The following is a 17,260-nucleotide window of genomic DNA, read 5'->3' on the forward strand; positions in this document are numbered from 1 at the left end:
GGTGCTCGGCCGCCGCCATCGCCGGCTCGGGGGCCAGGACATGAAGAACCGTCGGACCGTGTCGCGCTGCGTCGAGTGCATCCTGCTGTTGATCGTGCTGACTTGCTCGCAGGTCGTGCGCGACACCGCAACGCGGCCGGTCGCCGAAGCGGTGCGCATCGGCATGCCGGCCGCCGACGCGGCGGAGCGTGCGGCGACCGACGCGGACGCGCTGCTCGAACCGGCGCCGGCCAACACCGCGCAGGTCGCGTTCGATCCCGACACGCTGCTGATTCCGTGCGTCGCATACCTGTGGCTGTTCACGCTGCTGACCTGCGTCTACGCGGCGCGGCATTACATGTTCAGTCTCGATCGCCTGTTCAAGCCGCAGCACGCCCCGTATCAGACGATGACCCACGGCGAATGGCCGCGGCTCACGGTGTTCGTCGCCGCGCACAACGAGGAAGCCGTCGTCGTCGATTGCCTGATGGCGCTGCTCGCGACGACCTATCCGCGCGACCGGCTGACGATCATTCCGGTCAACGACCGGTCGACCGACAACACGCGTGCGCTGATCGACGAGGTACAGGCGCTGGAGCCCGAGCTCATCAAACCGTTTCACCGCGAGAGCGGCAAGCCGGGCAAGGCCGCCGCACTGAAGGACGCGCTACGCTTCATCCGCGGCGACATCATGGTCGTGTTCGACGCGGACTACCTGCCGCGCCCCGGGTTGCTGAAGGAACTCGTCGCGCCGTTCTTCGATCCGGAAGTCGGCGCGGTGATGGGCCGCGTCGTGCCGCAGAACGCCGACAGCAACCTGCTCGCGCGGCTGCTCGATCTCGAGCGCGCGGGCGGCTATCAGGTCAACCAGCAAGCGCGCAACAACCTGCGCCTGGTGCCGCAGTACGGCGGCACCGTCGGCGGCATTCGCAAGGGCGCGCTCGATGCGGTCGGCGGCTGGTGCGACGACACGCTCGCCGAGGATACCGACATGACCTACCGCCTGCTGCTGAGCGACTGGCGCACGGTCTACCTGAATCACGCCGAGTGCTACGAGGAAGTGCCGGAGCGCTGGGCCGTGCGCGCTCGGCAGCTGACGCGCTGGGCGAAGGGCCACAACCAGACGCTGCTGCGCTATCTCGGCCCGGTGTTGCGCAATCCGCTGCTCTCGCGGCGCTGCCGGCTGGACGGCGCGCTGCTGCTCGGCGTGTTCCTGATGCCCGCGCTGCTCGCGATCGCGTGGGGAACCGCGATCGCGCTCTATCTGCTCAACGGCGTCAACTCGATGGCGCTCGGCCTGCTCGTGTCGCTGTTCGCGCTGTTCGCGTTCAGCACCTTCGGCAACTTCGGCGTGTTCTTCGAGATCGTCGTCGCCGCCCGGCTCGACGGTCGCGCGACACGCCTGCGGCTCGTGCCGGTCAACGTGGTCGGTTTTTGCGTGACGATCGCGGCGGTGGTCGCCGCGCTATGGGGGCTCACGCTCGACGCCGCGTTGCGCCGCGAACTGAAATGGGACAAGACCGAGCGTTTTCGCCGGCAACTGAAACCGGGGCGGTGAGCGATGACGACCTTCAATGTGATGGTGCCGGTGGCGGGCGTGCTGAGCCTGCCGTTCCTGCCGTTGCTGCGCGAACTGATCCGGTGCAGCGATGTGGCGGCCCTGCCGATCGGCGACGGCCCGTTCGTCGATCAGGCGCTGCTCGCCGCGCGCTGGCGCGATGCGCTGCGCGTGCACGCAGGCGGTGCGCAGCCGGCCGATCCGTCCGCGATGCCGCCGTGGCATGCGCTCGGTCTCCTGGTGCGGCATGACGACGAGATCCGTGTCGTGCGCGACGAGCATTGCGACGACGTGCTGTACGCGGATCGCGCGATCACGCTCGACGGCGGCGCGCGGGCCGCGTATGCGTTCGCCGAGCAGCGCATCGACGTTCATGCCGGCGCGACGATCGGCATGCTCGCGCACGCGCCGCACATCGACGTCGAAAGCGCGGTGCTGCGCGGCGTCGTGGTGGGCGGAACGATGTACCTGCATGGCGCCGGCGGCTTCGCGTGCCTGTACGGCGAGCCGATCGTGTTCGGCAAGGCACCGGCCGTGCCGGCCGACGATATCGCCGGCGCACCGCGCCGTGCGATCTCGCTGACCCGCCACTTCTCGAAGCTGCCGCACCGCTACGTGCACGGCCGCTACCTGCTGCCCTGCGACGTGCGCCTGCCCGCACATACGGTCGTGCAGGGCAACCTCGTGGTGGACGGCACGCTCGTGGTCGGCGACGGCTGCGTGCTGCGCGGCAGCGTCAAGGCGCATCGCGTCGAGCTCGAGCGCCACGCGTTGCTGCACGGCGCGGTGTTCGCGCGGGACGACGTGCTGCTTGCCAGCGGCAGCTGCATCGACGGCGTCGTGTCGGCCGGCGGCCTGCTGCGCTTGACCGGCGGGCGCATCGGCGTCGCCGGTCATCCTGTCAGCGCCTGCGCGCGCGACGTCTCGGTCGTCGGCCATGCGTGCGTGCACGGCGACCTCGTCGCGTGCCGCAGCGGCTGGTTCCACGCATCCCGTTAAGGAGCGCCTCCATGTCCGATCGTTCCCGCCGTCGCGGCTCGCGCGCACCGGTCGCCGCACTGGCGGTGCTGTGCAGCGTTGCCGTCGGTCCGCTCCCGGTGTTCGCGGCGCAGCCGGATGAGGCGGGCGCGCCGGCACCCGCGCAGCCGCCCGCGCAGTCGCCGGCGCAGCCGCCCGATGCTGCGCCCGTCATCGTGCCGCGCACGCTCGACGCGCCGGCGTTCGTGCGCGTGTCCGCCGACGGCCTGCAGGACGGCACGCCGCTCGCCGAATTCTCGCCGGACGATACGAACCGGCCGCCGTTGCCCGACGCGGTGATCGCGCACGTGCAGGCGCCGAGCGAACCGCATGCCGAGATGTCGCTCGGCGTATCCAGCGCGCACCTGACGCACGGGTACGGCGACTGGTACGGCGTGCATGTGCGCGGCGTCTATCAGGACGGCGGCCGCACGATACTCGGCGAGCTCGCGCAACTGCACCGTTTCGGCGAGAACACGCAGCTCGGCGCACTGACGTATGTGCAGGACATGGGACCGGACTGGTTCGGCGGCATCGGCTTTGCCGGCACGACCTCCGGCACGATCCTGCCGAGCGCGCGCGTCGACCTGTCGATCAACCGCAAGCTGCTGTCCAACCGGTCGCTGATCGTGTCGCTCGGCGCCGGCTACGCGTGGAACCGCAGCGGCCACAAGGATCAGCTGTATCACGCCGGCCTGATCTGGTATGCGCTGCCGAAGTGGATCTTCGAGGCGGGCACGAACTATACGGTCGATTCGCCGGGGTCGGTGAAGGCGCCTCAATACTACGGCGCCGTCACCTACGGCGAAGTCGGGAAGAGCGTGATCGTGCTGCGTGGCGGGTTCGGCCGCGAGGCATATCAGGTCACCGGCTCCGGTTCGCAGATCGCCGATTTCCGCAGTCACGAAGTGATCGCGAAATGGCGCTACTGGTTCACGCGCAAGTGGGGTACGCAAGTCGAATTCGATTACTACCACAACCCCTACTATTCACGGATCGGCGGCGAGCTGAGCGTGTTCTATCGCTGGTAGCGGGGGCGCGCGCCATGCAGACGCACCCCGTTCGTCCTTCCGTCGACCGGTCGTTGCGGATCCACCCGCATCCGCAGCGCTGGCTGATGTCGATCGTGCTGCTGACCCCGACGCTCTATACGTTGCTGTGGCTCGGCCTGCCGCTCGCGTGGCGCTACTGGCGTGCGGTCATGGTCTGGGGCGCGCACCAGATCGATCCGGCGCTGCACGTGATCGTGATCGGATACCCGCCCGATGCGCCGCGCGTACCGCTGCTGTCGATCGATCTCGCCGCGGTCACGCCGAGCGCGACGCTGCTCGCCGTGACCGCGGCACTCTGCGCGATCGGCTTCGGCGCGTCGTTCTTCCGGCGTGCGAACTGGTTGCCCGTTGCATATCTGTTACGTATCGCCAGCTTCACGCAGCTGCTGATCTGCGCGTATTTCTGGCTGGCGCCGGGCGCGTTCCCGTATGTGCCGATGCTCCATCTGCGCGACATGTTCGTGCTGCACGGTGCGGCGATCACGCTGATTCCGCTGGTGATGGCGGCACTTTATTACCCGCTCGATTTCACGCTGCTGCAGAAGATCGCCGCATCGGTGCTGGTGGTCGGCTATTTCGTGTTCGCGCTGCCGTTCGTGATGCTGCTGCACGCGGTCATCATCCATCACGGCTCGCTGCTGTTCCTGCCGTTCTGCTATTTCCTGCTCGGCGGCCCGCTGCTGATCGGCCTGCTGGTCACGCTCTACACCTACTGCGCGAGCTGGCCCGGCTCGCTGACGAATCCATCCGAGGATTCGCGCGGATAGCGTGCGCAAAACGCCGCCGTATCAGTGATGAAACGATTCGGCCGCGTTTTTTGCCGGTCCGTACGGAACGCGATGCATGGAGCGAGCACGACAGGGCCTCCGGGGTCAGTGGCACGTTGTTCGCTTCTCTTACAGCGTCGCATCGATTTGCTTTCAACGGAGAACACGGTGCGGCACGCCGGAACAGGGTCGCACGTCCGGCTGCCGATGGCCGACGCCGTTCGATGCTCGACGAACTGGGCAACCGCATACATCTACCGGGCAAGGTTGGCTGACCCGGCGGCACGCGCACCGCTGCTGCCGCGCGCCAGCCATTCCTTCAGCGAGGAGCACACCATGTTGGCAAAGTCAGGCAAGTTCTTGCGGATCCTGTTCGCGCTATTCGCGCTGGCGTTCGCATTCAGTCCGGGCGGCGTTCGGGCGGCCACCAACCAGCTTCTCCTGTTGGTGCCCGACACGCTGACGCTGCCTGATTCCCGCGTGTCCGCGTGGCTCGATACCGCACAGGAGGAGGGGTTGCAGATCACGGTGATGACCGACAGCCAGTTCATGGCCGCCGGCTCGACGCTGTCGCAGTATCCCGGCCTGATCCTGCCGGATCAGGTTCATACGACGGCCGCCGATGCGCTCGTGACGGCAATCCAGAACTACGCGCTGAACGGCGGCAAGGTGATGCTCGTCTACGATTTCGGTGTACTGAATTCGGCCGGCTTCTACGTGAGCCCGAAATCGCGCTTCAGCAGCATGGTGGGCGTCGACTACGTGTTGTATGACCAGTACGGCGGCAACATGATCGGTCTCGGAAACGTAACCGGCATGAGCAGCTGGCTGCGCACGCTGCAGGTGCCGCCCGGCAAGTCGATGGCATGGACGACGACGTCGTCGTCCACGACCGCCAGCCCCGCGACGTCGCTTGCGTCGACGAGCAGCTCCGGCACGTCGACCACGTCGGCATCGACGTCCGGCGATGCGCTGTTCCTGGCCGCCGGCCCGTCGAACCCGGGCGGCCTCGCGAATTACAACCACGGCGCATGGTTCCAGTACGAGACGCCGGCCAACGGCAGCGGCGTGCTGAACCAGACGCTCCCGAAGCTGAACGGCACCGTGACGGGCAAGCTGAAGAAGACCACGTCGTATAGCGCCGGTTCGCTGCTGAGCACCGCGACCGGAAAGAAGGCCAGCACGCTCGCGTCGACGCTCGCGACCACGACCGACACGCTCGAAGGCATCTCCGGCTACGTGTACGGCTTCCTGACCTATCCGAGCTTCGTCACGCAGGGCACGTATACCGGCACGACGATCCTGACCTCGCCGACGTTCGGACTGGTGTCGGGCTACAACACGTACGGCAACGGCGGCGTGCTGTTCGTCAACCTGCCGCTGGCCTACCTCGACGGCCAGACCGACGGCATGCTGATTCACGGCTACCTGCATTATTTCGGCACGCAGATGCTGAACCTGCCGTCGTTGTCGCCGCTGCCGAAGGCGATGGCGGGGCTGGTTTTCAACTGGCACTTCTGCGCGGGCGACCAGATCCAGCCGGCACAGACGCTGAAGAACCTCGGCGTCTGGAACAACGGGCCGTTCTCGCTCGTCGTGACGGCCGGTCCTGACGAGGCGACGTTCGGCGATGGCGACGGCATCAATCTCGCCAACAACCCCGCGGCGCAGAGTCTCCTCAGGTACTTCGTCAGCAAGGGGCATCGCGTCGGCAGCCACGGCGGCTGGATCCACGACTACTGGGGGGCGAATGCGAGCGAAACGAACGCGAGCACGTTCACGCAGTACCTCGTGATGAACCACCAGGCCGTTCAGGCCGCGACCGGCAAGCCGGACGTCGAGTACGCCGCACCGGAAGGCAACACGCCGACCTGGTCGGTGAACTGGCTCGAAAGCAATGGCTTCAACGGGTATTACTTCACCGGCCACACCGGCTCGGCGCCGACCCGCGCCTATCGCAACGGCGCGCTGCTGAACCCGGGGCTGTGGGCCTACCCGGTGATGCCGTTCGGCAAGTACGCGACGTTCGAGGAGTTCCAGCAATACGCGGTGCCGACGACCGACGTGAACAACTGGTATGCCGCGCTGATGAACTTCGTCGTCGCGAACCGCACGAGCCGGCTGATCTATGCACACCCGTTCGGCGCGTCGTCCTATACGTCGACGCTGTCCGCGATCTTCTCGCAAGCCAATATGCTGAAGCTGGCAGGGCAGTTCAAGTGGTACACGATGACTGACATCACCGTGTTCGACCGGGCACGCCTGAACGTCACGTGGACCGCCACCGACACGGGCACCGGCTGGGCATTCGCCGCCAGCCACCCGACCAGCCTGACGAACATGACCTGGCTGCTGCCGAAGGCCGCGTATGCGTTGCCGGTCATCACGCAAGGCAGCGGCAGCGTGAGCATCGCCGACTCGACCTACTGGCTCGTGACCGCGAACAGCGGCACCAGTCTCAAGTTCACGAGTGCCAAGGTGCACTGAGCCACACCGTCGACACGTCCGCCGGGCGCGACGCGGCCAACGCCGCGTCCGGCGACGATTGCGCAGGACTACCGCGCAGGAGCCCCCGATCATGAACCGGCCCGCGCTTTTCCCGGCCGCACGCGCGTGCGTGGCGGCCACCGTCAGCCGGTGCCGCGCGTGGCGCGTTGCCTGTTGCGTCGCCGCGTGCTGCGCCGTGCTGAACGCGGGCGCCGCCGAACTCCAGCTCAACGGGCTGTATCAACGCCCGGACGGCGCGATCACCGTGCGCCTGAACGGCGCCGGCATCGATCCGTATTTCGCGGCCAAGGCGCTGCTGGCCGCCGCCGACACCCGGATGGACGCCCGTCAGGCGGCACTCGCGTGGATCGCATGGTTGTTGCCGCGCCAGCGTCCGGACGGCGGCTTCGACCGCTACTGCGTGAAGGACGGCCAGACCAACCCGTGCGCGGAAGCCGACGCGGACGACGCGATGATGGCGACCTGGATCGAGTTGCTCGCGCGCTTTGCGCCGCCCGACGGCATGCCCGCCGCGTGGGACGCCAGCCTGAACCGCGCGGGCGCGCACCTGGACACGCTGCTCGACAAGGCGACCGGGGTCTATCAGATCTCGTCGTCGCTGCACGTCGCGCTGCTGATGGACAACGTCGAGGTGCACAGCGCGTTCCAGGCGCTCGCCGCATATCACGTGCGCCGTGCCGATCATGCGCACGCGGGGCCATGGAGCCAGCGCGCCGACCGGCTTTCGGCGGCGATCCTCAAGGTGTTCTGGCGCGGCACGCAATCCGGCTTTCGCGCGAGCACGCAGAAGATCAGCGACACGAGCTTCTATCCGGCGAAAGTCGCGCAGATCTTCCCGATCCTGTCCGGCATCCAGGTGCCCGAGCAGTCGAACGAGACGATCTATGCGCAGTGGATGCAGAAGTACGGCAAGACCTGGATGCAGCTCGCCGGCTCCGATTTTCCGTGGGGGCTGATCGCGCTGGTCGCATTCAAGATGAACGACTGGAGTACCGTCGCCTGCTGGTACGCGCGCTCGGGCCCGTACCGTCACGGCACGCACTGGAACGTACTGGAGGAGGCGCTGTACCTGGCATTCGAAAGCCGGATGGCCGACCCGCTCGCACCCGCCACATGCGGGTTCACGACGGCGGAGACAGCGGTGACCGGATCGCGCTGACGAGACGGCGCACGGTCGATGAACGGAAACAGGGAAGGAGACGTGTCATGTGTGGCATCGTCGGCGCGGTCGCGCAACGGAACATCGTTCCGATTCTGATTGAAGGTTTGCGCCGCCTCGAATATCGCGGCTACGATTCATGCGGCGTGGCGACCGTCGTCGACGGCCAGGCGCGCCGCGAACGCAGTGTGTCGCGCGTCGCCGATCTCGACGCGCACGTGCGCAGCGCCGGGTTGTGCGGCAGCACCGGCATCGCGCACACCCGGTGGGCGACGCACGGCGCGCCCGCGACCTGCAACGCGCATCCGATCTTCTCACGCGACGAAATCGCGCTCGTGCACAACGGCATCATCGAGAATCACGAGACATTGCGCAGGCAACTGTCTGACGAGCATTACCAGTTCGACGGCCAGACCGACACCGAGGTCGTCGCCCATCTGATCCACAGCAAGTATCGCGGCGACCTGCTCGCCGCCGTGCGCGACGCGACGTCGCAGTTGCACGGTGCATATGCGATCGCGGTGTTCAGCAAGCACGAGCCGCAGCGGCTGATCGGCGCGCGGGTGGGCTCGCCGCTCGTCGTCGGCCTGAAGGATGACGAATGCTTTCTCGCGTCCGACGCGCTCGCGCTCGCCGGCATCACCGATCGCTTCATTTTTCTCGAGGAAGGCGACATCGTCGAGCTGACGCCGGGCGGCGTGCGCATTCTCGAACGCGGCGGCACGCCGGTCGAGCGCCCGATCCAGACCGTCTCGTCGACGCAAGGCGCGGTCGAGCTCGGGCCGTACCGGCATTTCATGCAGAAGGAAATTTTCGAGCAACCGCAGGCCGTCGCCGCGACCATCCCCGACGCGGGGCTGTTCGATCCGTCGGTGTTCGGCCCGGATGCCGCGCGTGCGTTCGAGCAGATCGACAACGTGCTGATCCTCGCGTGCGGCACGAGTCACTATTCCGGCCTGACCGCGCGCCGCTGGCTCGAGACGATCGCGCACCTGCCCGCGCAGGTCGAGATCGCGAGCGAATACCGTTACAGCGACGCGCTCGCGCTGCCGAATACGCTGGTGATCAGCGTGTCGCAATCCGGCGAGACCGCCGACACGCTCGCCGCGCTCAAGTACGCGCAGGCGCTCGGTCACATCGACACGCTGGCGATCTGCAACGTGCCGACCAGCGCGATGATGCGCCAGACCGGCCTGCGGTTCCTGACGCGCGCCGGCCCGGAAATCGGCGTCGCGTCGACCAAGGCATTCACGACGCAGCTCGTCGCGCTGTTCATTCTCGCGGTGACGCTCGGCCGGCTGCGCGGCTACGTCGACGACGCGCAGCTCGTGCGCTACACGACGCAGTTGCGGCGACTGCCGAACGCGCTCGAGGACGTGCTCGCGCTGGAGCCGCAGATCGAGCGCTGGGCCGCGGCGTTCGCGCGGCACGAGAATGCGCTGTTTCTCGGGCGCGGGCTGCATTACCCGATCGCGCTCGAAGGCGCGCTGAAGCTGAAGGAGATTTCGTATATCCACGCGGAAGCGTATCCGGCCGGCGAACTGAAGCACGGGCCGCTCGCGCTCGTGACGCACGCGATGCCGGTCGCGACGATCGCGCCGAACGACGCGCTGCTCGAGAAGCTCAAGTCGAACATGCAGGAAGTGCGGGCGCGGGGCGGGCAGCTTTACGTATTCGCCGATGCCGATACGCGGATCGACAACGGCGAAGGCGTGTCGGTGCTGCGGATGCCGGATTACTACGGGCTGCTGTCGCCGATCCTGCACGTCGTGCCGCTGCAGTTGCTCGCGTATCACGCCGCGTGCCTGCGCGGCGCGGATATCGACAAGCCGAGGAACCTGGCGAAATCAGTGACGGTCGAGTGACGGGCGCGGGCCGGTCGACGGGTGCCGACCGGCCCGCGCAAGCGGTCAACGGGGCAACGGGTCGAGGGGTCAACGCAAGGCCGCCCGGGCCTTCACGATCTTGCCTCGCTGCAACACGTACGCGACGCTTTCGCCTTCCCCCGCGACGACGCCGATGTCGTCGAGCGGATTGCCGTCGAGCACGACGACGTCCGCGATCGCGCCTGCGGCGATCACCCCCAGTTGCCCCGGCAGGTTGACGATCTCGGCCGCCACGGTCGTCGCCGACCTGAGCGCCTCGAGATTGCCCAGCACGTCAGCCCGGATCCGGAACTCCCCGCACTGGAACGCATGCATTTCGCCGAGCAGGTCGGAGCCGAAGCCCATCTTCACGCCGGCGTTTGCATAAATTTCCAGCGACTCGCGTCCTTTCTGCTGCACGGAAGCCACCTTGGCTACCGAAGCCGCCGGCATCCCGAACTGCGCACCATGCCGGGCAAGCGCGTCGTACGTGACGAGCGTGGGCACGACGAACGCGCCGCGCTCGTGCATGAGCTTTGCCGCGGCCTCGTCGACGAGATTGCCGTGCTCGATGGTCCGCACGCCGCACCGCACCGCGCGTGCGATCGCGCGCCCGGTGTAGGCGTGCGCCATCACATAGGTATTCGCGGCGTCGGCTTCATCGACGATCGCCCGGATCTCGTCTTCCGAATACTGCGTGTTCGCGATCGGGTCGGTCGGCGAGGCGACCCCGCCCGATGCCATGATCTTGATCTGCGTCGCACCTTTCTGAAGCTCTTCGCGCACCGCGAGCCGCACGCCCTCGACGCCGTCGACGACGCGGGCGATCGCCCCGGTGCGAAAGCAGCACGAGCAGGGCTCCAGCACATCGCCGCGCGGCCGGAAATCGCCGTGCCCGCCGGTTTGCGACAACGCCTTCCCGGACGGAAAGATGCGCGGCCCGGAAACCAGCCCTGTCTCGACCGCCTGCATCAGGCTCCAGTCCGCACCGCCCGCGTCCCGCACGCTGGTAAAGCCGCGCGCCAGCATCGCGTCGAGGATCGGCAACGACCGAATCGCCGCGAGAATGTTCGGCTGCGTCGCGTTGGCGCCCAGGTTCGCATTCGACGCGAGCACGTGCACATGGCAATCGATGAACCCCGGCATCACGGTCTTGCCGCGCACGTCGACCACCTGCGCATTCGGAAAATCCACGGGCCGATCGGTGACTTCGACGATGCGCTCGCCGTCGATCACGACGTGATGATGGTCGAGCAGCACGCCCCGTTCGAGATCGAGCACGTTGCCGCCCTGAAGCACGGTAATGGTCATGGGGAAATATCCTTATCGAGTCGTGGACGCATCGCGCCGCGCGTCCTTCACGAAGCGCGTGCCGACGAGGCTGACCGCGGCCGCGACGGTCACGTAGAGCGCGGGGGCCATGTTGCTGCCGGTGCGGGCGATGAGCCAGGTCATGAGGAACGGCGCGAACCCGCCGAAGATCGTGACCGCGAAGTTGTACGCGACGGACAATCCGGTCGACAGCACCTTGGTCGGAAACAGCTCGGCGAACGCCGCGAGAATCGGCCCGGTATAGGTGGCGATCAACATGCCGAACACCGCCTGGAACACGATCAGCGACGTGAAGCCGGGTGCGTGGTTGATCCACGCGAACATCGGCCACGCGAGCACCAGTATCGCGAGCGCCGAGCCGGACAGGAACACGCGCCGGCCCCACGCGTCGGCGAGCTTGCCGACGATCGGCGAGCAGCACATGATCATCAGCCCGCCGACCATGCCGGCCGCGAAGCCGGTCGACTGCGGCAGGTGCAGCGTGCGCACCGAATAGGTCGGCATGTAGAACAGCAGCACATACGTGCAGACCGTCCACAGGATCACCATCGAGAAGCTCGCGAACGTCTCGCGCGGATAGGCGGACAGCACTTCCTTCAGCGGCGAGCTCTCCTTCGCCTGCGCTTCGACGGCGCTGAACGCGGGCGTTTCGTCGAGATGGCTGCGGATGAAATAGCCGACCGGCCCGACGACGATCCCGAGCAGGAACGGCACTCGCCAGCCCCAGCTGTTAAGTGCCTGCGCATCGAGCGACGTCGTGACGAACGTGCCGGTCGCGGCACCCAGCAGCACCGCGAAGCCGATGCTCGACTGGATCCAGCTCGAGTAGTACGCGCGCTTCTCCGGCGGCGCGTATTCGGTGAGAAAGGCGGTGGCGCCGCCCATCTCGCCGCCGGCGGAGAAGCCTTGCAGCAGCCGTGCGACGACGATCAGCAGCGGCGCGGCGACGCCGGCCTGCTCGTAGGTCGGCGCGAGCCCGATCAGCGCGGTGCCGAACGCCATCAACAGGATCGTCAGCGACAGCGCGGCCTTGCGCCCGGCCTTGTCCGCGTAGACGCCGAGCACGATGCCGCCCACCGGCCGCATGAAGAAGCCGACGCCGAACGTCGCGACGGTGAGCAGCACCGACGTCAGTTCGTTGCCGGTCGGGAAGAACAGCTTCGCGATGATCACCGCGAAGAAGCTGTAGACGGTGAAGTCGAACCATTCGAGGCCGTTGCCGATCACGGTCGCGACGATGGCGCGGCGGCGCTGCTGGGTGGCCGCATCGACGGAATGCGCGGCGCGCGGGGAAAGCGTTCCTTGCATGGTCTCTTCCTTTGTCAGAAGACGGGACGGGTGTCCCGCGTGAACCCCATGCTAAGGACAGCCGGATTTTTTTCTGAAACGAAAGATTTGCATGCACGCATGCGCACAGCGCATGCATCGCGTCTACGGCGCGGTCTGCCGGTCCGCCTGCTCGAACAGCCAGCGCGAAAAGAGGCGTGCCGCCTGGTTCTGCGCGCGGTCGTTCGGCGAGATCACGTAGTAGCCGCCGCCGTGGCTCGCGGACGCCTCCGTCACGCGCACGAGCAGGCCGGCCTCGATGCACGCGTCGATCATGTAGCGCCAGCCGAGCGATACGCCCTGGCCGAGGATGGTCATCTGCACGATCTGCGGATACGAGTTGATCGTGATGTCCTGCGGCTGCGCCTTCTGCCGGTCGACGTCGTTCATGTCGAACCATTCGGACCACGACATCCACTGGCGTTGACCGTCCTCGAGCCGCAGCAGCGTCTCGTTCGCGAGGTCGGCCGCGCTCAGCGTGCGGCCGGCCAGGTAGTCCGGCGCGCAGACGGGGAAGACTTCCTCGTCGAACAGGCGGCGCGCGGTGTATTCGGCCGGCGCCTGCTGGCGCACGTAATAGACGCCGACGTCGAATTCCGCGGGCGACATCGACGCCAGGCCGTCGCGCACGATCAGGCGCAGCTTGATGGTCGGATACGCGGCACGGAATGCCGGCAGGCGCGGCGTGAGCCACAGCAGCGCGACGCCGGACGAGCACGCGACCGTCAGTTCGAGATCGCCGTACGGCTTCATCACGTCGTGCGTGGCTTCCGCGCATTGCGTGAGCAGGTGATGAACCTGTGCCGCGTATTGCTCGCCGGCGATCGTCAGCCGCAGCGAGCGGTGTTCGCGGACGAACAGCGAGCGGCCGAGGAATTCCTCGAGCTGCTGGATCTGGCGGCTGATCGCGCTTTGCGTCAGGTGCAGTTCGGCGGCGGCCTTCGTGAAGCTCGCATGCCGCACGGCGGCTTCGAACGCGACGAGGCACTGGAGGGGCGGCAGGGGCGTGATGCGCATGGCGGGCGTGAGGGTCGAGGTCGCTGCCGACATGATACGGGCGGATGCGCCGGAAATCGCATGCCGGAAAGGCGCTGCCGGCCGGCCGTATTCATGCGAAGATTGAGCGACATTCCACCCGCATCCCGTCGAGACCGTCGTGATCCGATCGAACCCCGAGGGCAACCCGCAAGCCGGCCATCCGCCGTGGATGCCCGTCGCACTGGCCGAACTGGGCATTCGCCGCTTCCCGCCCGGCAGCATCAATCCGCGTATCGTCGAATACAACAACCACACGAACCTCGTCGGCTACGACGACAAGATTTCGTGGTGTTCGTCGTTCGTCAACTGGTGCATGACGCATGCCGGCATCCGCGGCACGGGGTCGGCGCTCGCGCGTTCGTGGCTCGAATGGGGGCGGCCGCTGGCGCGTCCGGAGTACGGCTGCATCGCGATCCTGACGCGCGACGACCCCGCGAGCTGGAAGGGGCACGTCGGGTTCTATCTGCGTCACGACGCCGAGCACGTGCACCTGTTCGGCGGCAATCAGCTGGAGGAAGTGCGCGAACTGGCGTATCCGGTGAGCGAGGTGATCGGATACCGCTGGCCCGACGCCGGCTGACCGCGCCGCCCGGCGGCCGCCGTCATTCCTTTGCGGCAGCGGCGACGGCCACGGCCACGGGCGCCGCCTGCGTCCCCTCCGCCGCATCGTTCCTGCTCCACCCACCTCCAAGCGACCGATACAACGCGACCGCCGCCAGCGCATGCTCGCGCTTGACCTGATTGAGCGCATCCGAATCCCGCAGATACACCTCCTGCGCGGACAGCACATCCAGAAAATCCGTCGCGCCGCCCTTGTAGAGCTGGTTCGCCAGCCCGAGCGCCTTGTCCGACGCCGCGAGCGCGCTGTCGAGCCGGCGCGCCGCTGCATCGCTGCTGACGAGGTTCGCGCGCGCATCCTCGACTTCGCGCAGCGCCTGCAGCATGGTCTGCCGCAACCCGAGTTCCGACTCGCGCATCCGGCTTTCGCTCTGCGTGATGTCGGCCGTGATGCGCCCCGCGTTGAAGATCGGGCTCGTCGCGCTCAAGGCCGCGCTGAACAGGTTGTCGGTCAGCGTCGGCAACCCGAGATAGGAAGCCGCCAGAATCCCGTCCGTCAGGTTCAGCGAGAACTTCGGATACCGCTCGGCCTTCGCGACGCCGACCTGCGCCGCGCGCCGCTCGACCTGCGCGTAGGCGGTCAGCACGTCCGGCCGGCGCAGCAGCGCCTGCGAAGGCAGCGTGGCGGGCGACCCGGCCGGCGGCGCCGGAATCGCGCCGGCCTGCGCGAGCACGAGCCGGTCGACCGATTCGGGCGTGCGGCCCGAATACACGGCGATCAGGTTGAGCTGATGCGCGATCTGGGCCTGCGTCGGGGGAATCCGCGCTTCGAGCGCATCGAGCTGGTTCTGCGCGCGCGTGACGTCGAGTTCCGTCGACAGCCCGAACGCCTGCCGCTTGCGCGTGAGCTCGAGTGCATGCCGGCGGATCGCCGCGTTGTCCTGCAGGATGTTCAGTTCCTGCTGCGCCCAGCGCAGGTCGACATAGGCGGAGGCCGCATCGGCCGCGAGCGCGAGCCGCATCGCGTCTTCCGCATGCCGTTGCCCGACCAGCTCGGCCTGCGCGGCCAGCAGGTCGAGCCGTTCGCCGCCGAACACGTCCGGCGACCAGCTCAGCGCGAGCCCTGCGCCGGCCTGCCGCACATAGCCGAGCGGCGGCGGCGTGTTCTGGCGCGCGTCGGCCGCGTGCGCGGTCGCGTCGAGTTCAGGCAGCAGCACCGCACGCTTCTGCACGGTCAGCGCCTGCGCCTGCTTCACGCGTTCGGCGGCAGCCTGCAGATCGAGGTTGCCGTCGAGCACGGTCGCGATCAGCCGGTCGAGCGCGGGATCGTGGAACTGCGCCCACCACGCGGCGGCGTCGATGTCCGCGCGCGGCACGTCGGTGTCCCACGCGGCGGGCGCGAGCGATTGCACGGAATCGTGCAGCGCCGGATGTTGCGCGGGCTGTACCGCACAGCCGGCGGCGAACGCGCTGACGGCCAGCGCGACGAGTAGCTTTCTCATGATGATGATCTCTGCTTCAGTGCGCGTCCGGCGGCGGCGCGTTGAGGGTGATGGGACGGGAAAACGCGACGGCGACCAGCGCGACCACGAAGCACAGCGACAGTGCGTAGTACGCATCCGCGTAGGTGAGCGTCAGCGCTTCCCGATAGATCAGGCGGTGCAGGTTCGCGAGGCCGGCTTGCGCGGTATCCAGCGTGTTGCCGGCCACCGAGGTCCAGTACGCGGCCTGGTGGTCGAGCAGCGACGCGACCTGCGGCTCGCCGGCGCTCACGTGCTCGTTCAGGCGCAGGTAGTGGAAGTTCACCCGGTCGTTGAGCATCGTCGCGCTCACCGCAATGCCGATCGCACCGCCGAGGTTGCGCATCAGGTTGAACAGGCCGCTCGCCGATTTCAGCCGCGACTGCGGCAGCGAGCCGAGCGCCATCGTCACGATCGGCGGCACGCTGAACTGCTGGCCGATCCCGCGCAGCGCCTGCGGCAGCAGCAGCTCCCGCCAGCCCCAGTCGTGCGTGATCGGCGTGTACAGGTAGCAGCCGAGGCCGAAGCAGATGAGCCCGAACACGAGCAGCGCACGCATGCTGAAGTAGCGCGCGGCGAACGCATACGCGCAGAGCGCGAGCAGCTGGAATGCACCGACCGACAGCAGTGCGATGCCGATCTGCAGCGAACTGAATGCACGCACCTGAGCAAGAAACAGTGGCGTGAGGAACACCGTCACGAAGATCCCGATGCCCGTCACGAACGACAGCAGGCTGCCGATCCCGAAGTTGCGCACGGCGAGCGCGCGCAGGTCGACGATCGGATCGTCGGCGGTCAGGGCGTGCACGATGAACAGGAAACCGCAGATGCCGGAGATCCACGCGCAGATGACGATCGCGTCGTCGCCGAACCAGTTCTTGCGCGGGCCTTCCTCCAGCACGTACTCGAGGCAGCCGAGGAAGCCCGACATCAGCGCGATGCCGAGATAGTCGCCGCGCTTGACGAGGCTCGGGTCGGGTTCGTCGATATGCACGTAGCGCGGCACCAGCGCGGCCACGGCGACGCCCGGCACGAGGTTCAGGTAGAACAGCCAGTGCCACGACCATTGATCGGTGATCCAGCCGCCGATCACCGGCCCGATCGCCGGCGCGAGCGACGCGAGCGCGCCGATCGTCGTCGACGCGATCAGCCGCTGCTTGCCCGGGAACAGCACGAACGCGGTCGTGAACACGGTCGGGATCATCGCGGCGCCCAGCGCGCCCTGCAGCCCGCGAAACAGGATCATCGAGTTGATGTCCCACGCGAGCCCGCACAGCATGCTCGTGATCGTGAAGCCGACGGCCGATGCGACGAACAGCCAGCGCGTCGACATCACCTTCGACAGCCAGCCCGACATCGGGATCACGATGATCTCGGCGATCAGGTAGGCGGTCTGCACCCACGACAGCTCGTCCTGGCTGGCGGACAGGCCGCCGCCGATGTCGCGCAGCGACGACGCGACGATCTGGATGTCGAGCGTCGCCATGAAGAAGCCGACGCACATCAGCGCGAACGCGAAGACGCGCTGCTTCGTCGGTTGCGACGCGGGGTCGCCGGAAAACGCGGTGGTCATCGTCGGCT

Annotated in this window: 13 protein-coding genes; 8 read left to right on the forward strand and 5 right to left on the reverse strand. The window is 67.5% G+C overall.

Annotated features, from left to right (window positions below):
• Nucleotides 1–40: 40 nt before the first annotated feature.
• From U5771_RS02405 to glmS, 7 genes are all read left to right on the forward strand, one after another.
• On the forward strand, nt 41–1,537 hold the full coding sequence (locus tag U5771_RS02405) for a glycosyltransferase (RefSeq protein ID WP_322022480.1): 1,497 nt from the start codon (nt 41–43) through the stop codon (nt 1,535–1,537).
• A gap of 3 nt (nt 1,538–1,540) precedes the next feature.
• Entirely contained in the window at nt 1,541–2,536 is a 996-nt protein-coding gene (locus U5771_RS02410) for a polymer-forming cytoskeletal protein (RefSeq protein WP_322022481.1), read from the forward strand.
• A gap of 11 nt (nt 2,537–2,547) precedes the next feature.
• Complete coding sequence (locus U5771_RS02415) at nt 2,548–3,585, forward strand: YaiO family outer membrane beta-barrel protein (protein WP_322022482.1); 1,038 nt, start codon at nt 2,548–2,550, stop codon at nt 3,583–3,585.
• A 14-nt stretch (nt 3,586–3,599) separates the two neighbouring features.
• Nucleotides 3,600–4,373: a hypothetical protein gene (locus U5771_RS02420; protein WP_322022483.1), complete on the forward strand. Its 774-nt coding sequence runs from the start codon at nt 3,600–3,602 to the stop codon at nt 4,371–4,373.
• Nucleotides 4,374–4,709: 336 nt separating this feature from the next.
• Complete coding sequence (locus U5771_RS02425; protein WP_322022484.1) at nt 4,710–6,860, forward strand: polysaccharide deacetylase family protein; 2,151 nt, start codon at nt 4,710–4,712, stop codon at nt 6,858–6,860.
• Between the two features lie 91 nt (nt 6,861–6,951).
• Nucleotides 6,952–8,040, forward strand: coding sequence for a hypothetical protein (locus U5771_RS02430; RefSeq protein WP_322022485.1), 1,089 nt, complete (start codon nt 6,952–6,954; stop codon nt 8,038–8,040).
• Between the two features lie 47 nt (nt 8,041–8,087).
• Nucleotides 8,088–9,905 (forward strand): glutamine--fructose-6-phosphate transaminase (isomerizing), encoded by a 1,818-nt coding sequence (glmS, locus tag U5771_RS02435; protein ID WP_322022486.1) that lies wholly within the window; start codon nt 8,088–8,090, stop codon nt 9,903–9,905.
• Between the two features lie 69 nt (nt 9,906–9,974).
• On the opposite strand, the gene U5771_RS02440 is transcribed toward glmS, so the two are convergent.
• From U5771_RS02440 to U5771_RS02450, 3 genes are all read right to left on the reverse strand, one after another.
• Nucleotides 9,975–11,216 carry an amidohydrolase family protein gene (locus tag U5771_RS02440; protein ID WP_322022487.1) on the reverse strand — a complete coding sequence of 414 codons (1,242 nt, stop codon included), beginning with the start codon at nt 11,214–11,216 and terminating at the stop codon, nt 9,975–9,977.
• A 12-nt stretch (nt 11,217–11,228) separates the two neighbouring features.
• Nucleotides 11,229–12,545, reverse strand: coding sequence for an MFS transporter (locus U5771_RS02445; protein ID WP_322022488.1), 1,317 nt, complete (start codon nt 12,543–12,545; stop codon nt 11,229–11,231).
• Nucleotides 12,546–12,668: 123 nt separating this feature from the next.
• On the reverse strand, nt 12,669–13,580 hold the full coding sequence (locus U5771_RS02450; RefSeq protein WP_322022703.1) for a LysR substrate-binding domain-containing protein: 912 nt from the start codon (nt 13,578–13,580) through the stop codon (nt 12,669–12,671).
• 190 nt (nt 13,581–13,770) lie between these two features.
• On the opposite strand from U5771_RS02450, the gene U5771_RS02455 reads away from it, so the two are divergent.
• Complete coding sequence (locus tag U5771_RS02455; RefSeq protein ID WP_322022704.1) at nt 13,771–14,181, forward strand: TIGR02594 family protein; 411 nt, start codon at nt 13,771–13,773, stop codon at nt 14,179–14,181.
• A 22-nt stretch (nt 14,182–14,203) separates the two neighbouring features.
• Here the strand turns inward: U5771_RS02455 and U5771_RS02460 are convergent, their stop codons facing one another.
• Nucleotides 14,204–15,661, reverse strand: coding sequence for an efflux transporter outer membrane subunit (locus tag U5771_RS02460; protein ID WP_322022489.1), 1,458 nt, complete (start codon nt 15,659–15,661; stop codon nt 14,204–14,206).
• Nucleotides 15,662–15,677: 16 nt separating this feature from the next.
• Entirely contained in the window at nt 15,678–17,252 is a 1,575-nt protein-coding gene (locus U5771_RS02465; protein ID WP_322022490.1) for a DHA2 family efflux MFS transporter permease subunit, read from the reverse strand.
• Nucleotides 17,253–17,260 lie beyond the last annotated feature (8 nt).

Origin of the sequence: Burkholderia sp. BCC1977 (assembly GCF_905339595.1) — a bacterium.
Lineage (GTDB): Bacteria > Pseudomonadota > Gammaproteobacteria > Burkholderiales > Burkholderiaceae > Burkholderia.

Excerpts from the sequence above, each read along its gene's own strand:
- U5771_RS02450 (WP_322022703.1), bottom strand. The coding sequence starts at position 13,580 with ATGCGCATCACGCCCCTGCCGCCCCTCCAGTGCCTCGTCGCGTTCGAA.
- U5771_RS02410 (WP_322022481.1), top strand. The coding sequence starts at position 1,541 with ATGACGACCTTCAATGTGATGGTGCCGGTGGCGGGCGTGCTGAGCCTG.
- U5771_RS02420 (WP_322022483.1), top strand. The coding sequence starts at position 3,600 with ATGCAGACGCACCCCGTTCGTCCTTCCGTCGACCGGTCGTTGCGGATC.
- U5771_RS02415 (WP_322022482.1), top strand. The coding sequence starts at position 2,548 with ATGTCCGATCGTTCCCGCCGTCGCGGCTCGCGCGCACCGGTCGCCGCA.
- U5771_RS02440 (WP_322022487.1), bottom strand. The coding sequence starts at position 11,216 with ATGACCATTACCGTGCTTCAGGGCGGCAACGTGCTCGATCTCGAACGG.
- U5771_RS02425 (WP_322022484.1), top strand. The coding sequence starts at position 4,710 with ATGTTGGCAAAGTCAGGCAAGTTCTTGCGGATCCTGTTCGCGCTATTC.
- U5771_RS02465 (WP_322022490.1), bottom strand. The coding sequence starts at position 17,252 with ATGACCACCGCGTTTTCCGGCGACCCCGCGTCGCAACCGACGAAGCAG.
- U5771_RS02455 (WP_322022704.1), top strand. The coding sequence starts at position 13,771 with ATGCCCGTCGCACTGGCCGAACTGGGCATTCGCCGCTTCCCGCCCGGC.
- U5771_RS02405 (WP_322022480.1), top strand. The coding sequence starts at position 41 with ATGAAGAACCGTCGGACCGTGTCGCGCTGCGTCGAGTGCATCCTGCTG.
- U5771_RS02430 (WP_322022485.1), top strand. The coding sequence starts at position 6,952 with ATGAACCGGCCCGCGCTTTTCCCGGCCGCACGCGCGTGCGTGGCGGCC.
- U5771_RS02445 (WP_322022488.1), bottom strand. The coding sequence starts at position 12,545 with ATGCAAGGAACGCTTTCCCCGCGCGCCGCGCATTCCGTCGATGCGGCC.
- U5771_RS02460 (WP_322022489.1), bottom strand. The coding sequence starts at position 15,661 with ATGAGAAAGCTACTCGTCGCGCTGGCCGTCAGCGCGTTCGCCGCCGGC.
- glmS (WP_322022486.1), top strand. The coding sequence starts at position 8,088 with ATGTGTGGCATCGTCGGCGCGGTCGCGCAACGGAACATCGTTCCGATT.